The organism is Microcoleus sp. Pol11C2, assembly GCF_036701505.1.
Classification (GTDB): domain Bacteria; phylum Cyanobacteriota; class Cyanobacteriia; order Cyanobacteriales; family Microcoleaceae; genus Microcoleus.
In genome coordinates this window covers 2292-5568 of record NZ_JAUBQX010000099.1, presented here as the reverse complement: position 1 = coordinate 5568, position 3277 = coordinate 2292, and the positions used below count along the sequence as shown (strand labels likewise).

Sequence of the window (3277 nt, the reverse complement as noted above, 5' to 3'; positions counted from 1 at the left end):
TTTGACAGCGCGGCAAAAACTGATGTATACTACGAGGCTCAGCTGATCGCAGCTAAGCAAGCAGAAGAGGGTGGTGAAAGCCGCTGAATCTGCCGGATCATTAAAAATACACAGCCGATAAGCGTGGGCGTTTGAAGGCGATTGCGAACCGGACTCGAAAGAGTCCAAGTCGCAAGACTTTAAACGCTCATGAGAATAGAAGTGAAGTTCACTTCAATTCCGTTTTTATGAGTAATTTTCAAGATCGAACTAAAGAGTTTGATCCTGGCTCAGATTGAACGCTGGCGGCATGCTTTACACATGCAAGTCGAACGGTAACAGGCCGCAAGGTGCTGACGAGTGGCGAACGGGTGAGTAATGTATCGGAACGTGCCCAGTCGTGGGGGATAACGCAGCGAAAGCTGCGCTAATACCGCATACGATCTATGGATGAAAGCGGGGGACCGTAAGGCCTCGCGCGATTGGAGCGGCCGATATCAGATTAGGTAGTTGGTGGGGTAAAGGCTCACCAAGCCAACGATCTGTAGCTGGTCTGAGAGGACGACCAGCCACACTGGGACTGAGACACGGCCCAGACTCCTACGGGAGGCAGCAGTGGGGAATTTTGGACAATGGGCGCAAGCCTGATCCAGCAATGCCGCGTGCAGGAAGAAGGCCTTCGGGTTGTAAACTGCTTTTGTACGGAACGAAACGGTCCTGGTTAATACCTGGGGCTAATGACGGTACCGTAAGAATAAGCACCGGCTAACTACGTGCCAGCAGCCGCGGTAATACGTAGGGTGCAAGCGTTAATCGGAATTACTGGGCGTAAAGCGTGCGCAGGCGGTTTTGTAAGACAGGCGTGAAATCCCCGGGCTTAACCTGGGAATGGCGCTTGTGACTGCAAAGCTGGAGTGCGGCAGAGGGGGATGGAATTCCGCGTGTAGCAGTGAAATGCGTAGATATGCGGAGGAACACCGATGGCGAAGGCAATCCCCTGGGCCTGCACTGACGCTCATGCACGAAAGCGTGGGGAGCAAACAGGATTAGATACCCTGGTAGTCCACGCCCTAAACGATGTCAACTGGTTGTTGGGTCTCTTCTGACTCAGTAACGAAGCTAACGCGTGAAGTTGACCGCCTGGGGAGTACGGCCGCAAGGTTGAAACTCAAAGGAATTGACGGGGACCCGCACAAGCGGTGGATGATGTGGTTTAATTCGATGCAACGCGAAAAACCTTACCCACCTTTGACATGTACGGAATTTGCCAGAGATGGCTTAGTGCTCGAAAGAGAGCCGTAACACAGGTGCTGCATGGCTGTCGTCAGCTCGTGTCGTGAGATGTTGGGTTAAGTCCCGCAACGAGCGCAACCCTTGTCATTAGTTGCTACGAAAGGGCACTCTAATGAGACTGCCGGTGACAAACCGGAGGAAGGTGGGGATGACGTCAAGTCCTCATGGCCCTTATAGGTGGGGCTACACACGTCATACAATGGCCGGTACAAAGGGTCGCAAACCCGCGAGGGGGAGCTAATCCATCAAAGCCGGTCGTAGTCCGGATCGCAGTCTGCAACTCGACTGCGTGAAGTCGGAATCGCTAGTAATCGTGGATCAGCATGTCACGGTGAATACGTTCCCGGGTCTTGTACACACCGCCCGTCACACCATGGGAGCGGGTCTCGCCAGAAGTAGTTAGCCTAACCGCAAGGAGGGCGATTACCACGGCGGGGTTCGTGACTGGGGTGAAGTCGTAACAAGGTAGCCGTATCGGAAGGTGCGGCTGGATCACCTCCTTTCTGGAAGAAGAGCAATCAAGCTCAAACGCTCACACTTATCGGTTGTTGGAAGGAAGTCGCCAGCGATCCAGTTCATTCGCGAGAGTGGATTTGGGGAGATCAAGCGACCGGCTTGGGTCTGTAGCTCAGTTGGTTAGAGCACCGTCTTGATAAGGCGGGGGTCGTTGGTTCGAGACCAACCAGACCCACCATCCCCTCCAATGAGTCAAGACATCCTGGGGGATTAGCTCAGCTGGGAGAGCACCTGCTTTGCAAGCAGGGGGTCGTCGGTTCGATCCCGTCATCCTCCACCATCACTTCAGGTTGCAACTTGCAACCCCTTGTCTGTTTCAACATCAAAGCGTCCTGTGCTGCAGGGTGCTTTGATGTTGATCGGTATCTATCGATCAATAGATTGCCTTCGGGTGATCACGGCTGTTCTTTAAAAATTCATAGAGTCGAATCAGCGTTGCTGATGGAAAGCACATATTCGTAAAGGTTTCATGTGCACCGTGCCATCAGCAACAAGAATTTTTGATTGCGTCAACGAATATTCAATTTAGTCGAAAGATATGAATTGAAACGGCATAACGCGTCAGGTGCAAGACCTGACAGACATTTGCTTGATGTGATTTTGTGTTTTGCTGGGTTGAACGACCTGGTGAGACATCAAAGTTATAGGGTCAAGTGAATAAGAGCACGTGGTGGATGCCTTGGCGATGATAGGCGACGAAGGACGTGATAGCCTGCGATAAGCTTCGGGGAGCTGGCAAATTAGCTTTGATCCGGAGATTTCCGAATGGGGAAACCCACCTAGCAGTAGGTATCGCATGATGAATACATAGTCATGCGAGGCGAACCGGGTGAACTGAAACATCTCAGTAGCTCGAGGAAAAGACATCAACCGAGATTCCGAAAGTAGTGGCGAGCGAAATCGGAAGAGCCTGTTAGTGATAGCACAAGACTTAACGGAACGCCTTGGAAAGGGCGGCCATAGCGGGTGATAGCCCCGTACGTGAAAAGACCTGTGTGGTACTGAGCTAACGACAAGTAGGGCGGGACACGAGAAATCCTGTCTGAATATGGGGGGACCATCCTCCAAGGCTAAATACTCATCATCGACCGATAGTGAACAAGTACCGTGAGGGAAAGGCGAAAAGAACCCCGGGAGGGGAGTGAAATAGATCCTGAAACCGCGTGCTTACAAAAAGTAGGAGCCTCGAAAGGGGTGACTGCGTACCTTTTGTATAATGGGTCAGCGACTTACATTCAGTGGCAAGGTTAACCGAATAGGGAAGCCGTAGAGAAATCGAGTCCGAATAGGGCGATTCAGTCGCTGGGTGTAGACCCGAAACCAAGTGATCTATCCATGGCCAGGATGAAGGTGCCGTAACAGGTACTGGAGGTCCGAACCGACTAGTGTTGCAAAACTAGCGGATGAGCTGTGGATAGGGGTGAAAGGCTAAACAAACTTGGAAATAGCTGGTTCTCTCCGAAAACTATTTAGGTAGTGCCTCAAGTAT

General features: G+C 51.8%; 2 tRNA genes and 2 rRNA genes (1 of these 4 running past the window's edge). All 4 read left to right on the top strand.

The window, feature by feature from the left end:
• Window positions 1-246: 246 nt before the first annotated feature.
• Window positions 247-1775: ribosomal RNA gene (locus QUA42_RS27260) — 16S ribosomal RNA — on the top strand.
• Window positions 1776-1889: 114 nt separating this feature from the next.
• Window positions 1890-1966: transfer RNA gene (locus tag QUA42_RS27255), tRNA-Ile, on the top strand.
• A 26-nt stretch (window positions 1967-1992) separates the two neighbouring features.
• Window positions 1993-2068, top strand: a tRNA-Ala gene (locus QUA42_RS27250).
• Window positions 2069-2435: 367 nt separating this feature from the next.
• Window positions 2436-3277, top strand: a 23S ribosomal RNA gene (locus QUA42_RS27245) (it continues 2136 nt past the right edge of the window).
• Together the 16S and 23S rRNA genes with 2 tRNA genes alongside form the textbook arrangement of a ribosomal RNA operon.